At 51.1% G+C, this 4,981-nt stretch carries 4 protein-coding genes; all 4 read left to right on the top strand.

The genetic code is table 11. The annotated features are described in order from the left end of the window. The first annotated feature begins 538 nt into the window (after positions 1 to 538). Positions 539 to 1,612, top strand: a complete 1,074-nt coding sequence (locus B3P58_RS11360; protein ID WP_145468978.1) for a TRAP transporter substrate-binding protein — start codon at positions 539 to 541, stop codon at positions 1,610 to 1,612. Positions 1,613 to 1,684: 72 nt separating this feature from the next. Continuing rightward, positions 1,685 to 2,215: a TRAP transporter small permease subunit gene (locus tag B3P58_RS11355; protein ID WP_145468979.1), complete on the top strand. Its 531-nt coding sequence runs from the start codon at positions 1,685 to 1,687 to the stop codon at positions 2,213 to 2,215. After that, positions 2,212 to 3,504, top strand: a complete 1,293-nt coding sequence (locus B3P58_RS11350; RefSeq protein WP_286717590.1) for a TRAP transporter large permease — start codon at positions 2,212 to 2,214, stop codon at positions 3,502 to 3,504. The genes B3P58_RS11355 and B3P58_RS11350 overlap by 4 nt, the downstream gene beginning before the upstream one ends. A gap of 184 nt (positions 3,505 to 3,688) precedes the next feature. Beyond that, positions 3,689 to 4,981 (top strand): cache domain-containing protein (locus B3P58_RS11345; RefSeq protein WP_286717589.1); only part of this gene is annotated, 1,293 nt, incomplete at its 3' end.

Raw genomic sequence — 4,981 nt, 5'->3', positions numbered from 1 at the left:
CCCGAGATGAGCCGCAGGCCCGCCAAAACTGATGCAACCCAGCCACAAGAACTGGCGGAATATATGCCATAAGCGCACAGCCAATGGCTCTGTTTTCTTTGCCGGCCTGTCAGGCCGTGCTGGCATTGTCATCGCTATCCGCCGCGCATATTGATCGTGGCTGTGCAATGTACATAAAACCCGGAAAAACGTGAAATCAGAAGATGATGCAGGCCCGAACCGTCTTCATCAGGGCCTTACACGACCAAAGTCTAGCGCTCGCTGGAATATTGGTCATACCAATATTTTCACCCTGTTTTTCAAGCCTGATATCAGCAATGACAAGGGCTGCGGGCCTTTTTCCTTTTTGGCCTCCGGTCTGACACCTCACAACATACCAGTAAAACTACTTACGTGTTGTTGCCAGAACTACTTACAAAACCGCAGTCCTGCGGATAGTCAGCAACAGCCATGACTTGCACACTCGAAAAGTCAGGGTGTGCTGTGCCTCTTCACGGGTGCGCACAATCAATCTGAAACACTAAAAAGGATAATAACCATGATCCGCCTATCCCGCTTTAAACAGGTACTGGTAGCCGCTGCGTGCAGTCTGGCTATGTTCGGTACTGCTCAGGCAGACGAGAAAGTATACCGTCTGAAACTGGCCGAAAGCTGGCCGACGAACTTCCCCGTTTTTGGTGACGCACCGCGTAATATGGCTGCGATGGCTGAGAAAATGTCGAATGGCCGTCTGCAGATCACCATCGACTCCGCCAACAAGCACAAGTCAGCCTTTGGCGTGTTCGATATGGTACGTGCCGGTCAGTACGATATGGGCCACTCAGCGTCTTACTATTGGAAAGGCAAAGTACCGAATACGCTGTATTTCACCACCATGCCATTCGGTATGACCGCCCCTGAGCAATACGCCTGGTTCTACTACGGCGGCGGCATGGAGCTGATGGAAAAAGTGTACGGTGAGTTCAATATCCTGAGCTTCCCGGGCGGTAACACCGGTAACCAGATGGGTGGTTGGTTCCAGAAAGAAATCAACAGCCTGGAAGACCTGAAAGGCCTGAAAATGCGTATTCCGGGCTTTGCCGGTGAGGTTCTGGCCAAACTGGGCGCCAGCCCGACCAATATCCCGCCAGGCGAGCTGTACACTGCCCTTGAGCGCCGCACCATCGATGCACTGGAATGGGTTGGTCCGTCTCTGGATCTGCGCATGGGTTTCCACAAGATCGCCCCTTACTACTACACCGGCTGGCATGAGCCTGCAACCGAACTGCAGTTCATGATCAACAAGCGTTCATGGGACCGTCTGCCTGCGGATCTGCAGGAAGTCCTGCGCGTCGCGATGCGTACCGCAGCCTACGATATGTACATTCAGTCTTACCACGAATCCGCTGAAAACATGGCCGTGCTGGATAAAGACTATCCTAAAGTTCAGATCCGTACTTTCCCGGCTGACGTAATGAAAGCTCTGCATAAAGCCAACAACGAATTGCTGGCAGAAAGTGCTGCAAAAGATCCATTGGCCAAAGAAATTCTCGATTCGCAGGCAACTTATCTGAAGAAAGCCCGCCGCTGGACCGATATTTCTGACAAAGCTTACCTGAACAGCGCCGACTGATCAGGACCCAATAACAACGACAGATGCCCCGCCGGGCTTACCCAGTCCGGCGGGGGCAAACGGGAGTGCATTATGCTGATTAAGGCAGAACGGGCCATTAATCGCTTTTCCGATTTTCTCGGCACAGTCGCCGCTGTGCTTTTTATTCTGATGCTGATGAACGTGTTTATTGACGTTGTCATGCGTTACGCCCTGAACGAAGTTTCCATCGCGATGCAGGAAATGGAATGGCATCTGTTTGCTGCCATGTTCATGCTGGGTGTTCCTTACACGCTGCGGGCCGGTGGCCATGTGCGCGTGGATCTGGTGTATGAAAATTTATCCATCCGCCGCAAAGCCATTATTGATATTGCCGGCGGCCTGCTGTTACTGATCCCGTTTTGCCTGCTGGTCGGCTGGTACGGTATTGATTTTGCGCATGAAGCCTGGAGTCTGGGCGAAACCTCCGGCGATCCCGGCGGCCTGAGCAATCGCTGGATTATTAAAGCCGTTATTCCATTTGCATTTTTTGCGACGGCCATATCCGGCATTGCAATGATTCTGAACAGCGTAATTGCCCTGAAAGATGAGCATGAAACCAAAATCGACCGGGGGCTTTTATGATCGGTATTATTATGTTTTTCGTCGCCCTGCTGATGCTGATTTTCGGCTTCCCGGTGGCGTTTACTTTTGGCGGTGTCGCCCTTATTTTTGGCGTATTTGCTGAAGGTCCGGACATTTTCGCTTTTATGCCTTTCCGCGTACAAAGCATTATGGAAAACGTCACCCTGATGGCAGTACCACTGTTTATCTTTATGGGTATTGTGCTGCAACGTACCAGACTGGCAGAACAACTGCTGGAAGCCATGGGTAAACTCTTTGGTGGTGTGCGTGGTGGTCTGGCTATTTCCACGGTTCTTGTGGGAGCTTTATTAGCCGCCTCTACCGGCGTTGTTGGCGCATCGGTTGTTGCGATGGGATTAATCTCCCTGCCGGTTATGCTGAAGTATAATTATGACAAGTCTCTGGCCTGCGGAACTATCTGTGCCTCCGGAACCCTGGGGCAGATTATTCCACCATCCATTATTCTGATTATTCTCGGTGATGTATTAGGTATTCCCGTTGGCGACTTATTCCAGGCAGCATTAGCGCCCGGTCTGGTGCTGATTGGCTGCTACGTGGTGTATATCCTGATCTACACCTGGCTGAAACCAGAAGCTGCACCTGCCCTGCCGATGGACGACGATTTAACCCATCGTCATGAGCAATATATCCGCGCATTAAAGGCAATTATTCCTCCGTTGGCGCTGATTCTTGTGGTGCTGGGTTCCATTTTTGCCGGTATTGCCACCCCGACAGAATCGTCGGCACTGGGTGGTGTTGGTGCCCTGCTTCTGGCGGCTATTTACGGCCAGTTTAACTGGAAGATGGTGTACGAGGCCTCACAGGAAACGGTAAAAATCTCTGCGATGGTTTTCGCCATTCTGCTTGGTGCAACGGCGTTCTCCATGGCGTTCAGTTACACCGGTGGCGATTATATTGTTGAGGAACTGCTGTCTGATATGCCAGGTGGTGCGATGGGCTTCCTGATTCTGTCGATGGTTGCCATTATGATTTTGGGCTTCTTTATCGACTTCGTGGAAATCAGTTTTATCATCGTACCGATTCTGGCACCGGTTGCTAACGCACTGGGCATTGCTCCGGTCTGGTTCGCCATTCTGATTGCCATGAACCTGCAGACGTCTTTCCTGACACCGCCTTTTGGCTTCAGTCTGTTCTATTTAAAAGGGGTCGCCCCCGCCGGTGTCCGCACCATGGATATTTATCGCGGCGTTGTACCTTTTATTTTAATGCAGGTCGGCGTGGTGATTACCATTCTGCTGTTCCCTGAATGGTATGGCCTGCTTGACTGACAGGAGTCCTGTTCTGTGGCCGGAAAGCATCAGGCATCCGGCTACAGAATATGTTATTTATCCATTACCGCTGCTCTCTTTGCTGACAATAATAATGACAATAAAGTATTTATGAATACCCGACAGCAAACGACAGAATCAGACTCCGAACGGCGACTATCTATCCTTGCCGACAGGTTCTAAGATGAACAATCTTTTAATTCCGCCACGGCCACCGGGTATGAATCTGACGTTAAAAGCCAAGATCCTGCTGCTTACCGTATTACCACTGGTCGCACTCACCCTGACCATTACCTGGATAACCCAGCGCCAGGCACAGCAATTGGCACAGCAACAGGTCGCTATTTTTGAAGAAAACGTACTGGCCAGTAAACGCAAAGCGCTGGTCGATTATGTCAGCCTGGCCATGACATCGATTAATCCGGTTCTGGAAGAACTGGAATATGGCCTCGACCAGTCACGGGCAGAATACGAAATCAAACGCATCCTGCAGGGGCTCACCTACGGTAACGATGGCTACTTTTTTGTTTACGACCAGAACGGTACCAACCTTGTTCACCCGGCACAGCCGGATCTAGTCGGCCAACCCATGATCGATTTTCAGGACGATAACGGCCAGTATGTTATCCGCGATCTGCTGGCGCTGGCGGGTAAAGGTGGTGGGTTTTATCGCTATATCTGGAATAAGCCCTCGTTATCGGGGCAGGAAAACAAGCTCAGTTACGTCGTCAATATTCCTTATCTTAACTGGATGATGGGCACCGGCCTGTACGTTGATGATATCGCCGCAGAAACCCGCTCACTGCAGAATAAAGTGAATACCAATGTACGCCGTACCTTTCTCGCAGCGTCTGTATTGCTGGCCGTTACCCTCGCGCTGGTCGTCATCATCGTTATTATTATTAATATTCATGCCACCCAGCTGGCCGATCAGCGCCTGCAGGATCTGGCGCATCGCTCTGTAGCCTTTCAGGTTATGCAGCGCCGGACGTTTGCCCGAGAGTTGCATGATGGCATTAATCAGATGCTGGTATCCGCCAAATTGCGCTTGAATCTGGCGGATAAAAAATGGCCCCACGAAGATGCCCGTGAACATCTGCATAAAGCCACCGACATGCTCAATATGTCGATTCAGGAAGTGCGCCGGGTATCACACAATCTGCGCCCGGTGATGCTTGATGATCTGGGTCTTGAGGCGGCATTGCACAGTCTGCTCGACAATATCAGCGAGTCAGGAAAAATACGGGTAAAACGGCGTATCCGTTTACCGGAAACCCGCCTGCCCGATGCCATTGAAATGACACTGTATCGTCTGGTACAGGAAGCCATTACCAATGTGCAAAAGCATGCCGAAGCGACTCAGGTCAGCCTGAATATCAGCCATAATCTGCAGAGCGTTCTGATTGAAATGGAAGATAATGGCTGCGGCTTTTCACTTGAAGAAGACCAGAGCGGTATCGGCCTGATGAACATGCGT

The sequence above is a fragment of the Thalassolituus sp. UBA2009 genome (genome assembly GCF_002335285.1).
Lineage (GTDB): Bacteria > Pseudomonadota > Gammaproteobacteria > Pseudomonadales > Oceanobacteraceae > Venatoribacter > Venatoribacter alkanivorans.
This window is presented reverse-complemented; position numbering and strand designations above follow the sequence as displayed.

Bases quoted from the DNA above. Each gene is read 5' to 3' on its own strand.
- B3P58_RS11350 (WP_286717590.1), top strand. From the start codon at position 2,212: ATGATCGGTATTATTATGTTTTTCGTCGCCCTGCTGATGCTGATTTTC.
- B3P58_RS11360 (WP_145468978.1), top strand. From the start codon at position 539: ATGATCCGCCTATCCCGCTTTAAACAGGTACTGGTAGCCGCTGCGTGC.
- B3P58_RS11355 (WP_145468979.1), top strand. From the start codon at position 1,685: ATGCTGATTAAGGCAGAACGGGCCATTAATCGCTTTTCCGATTTTCTC.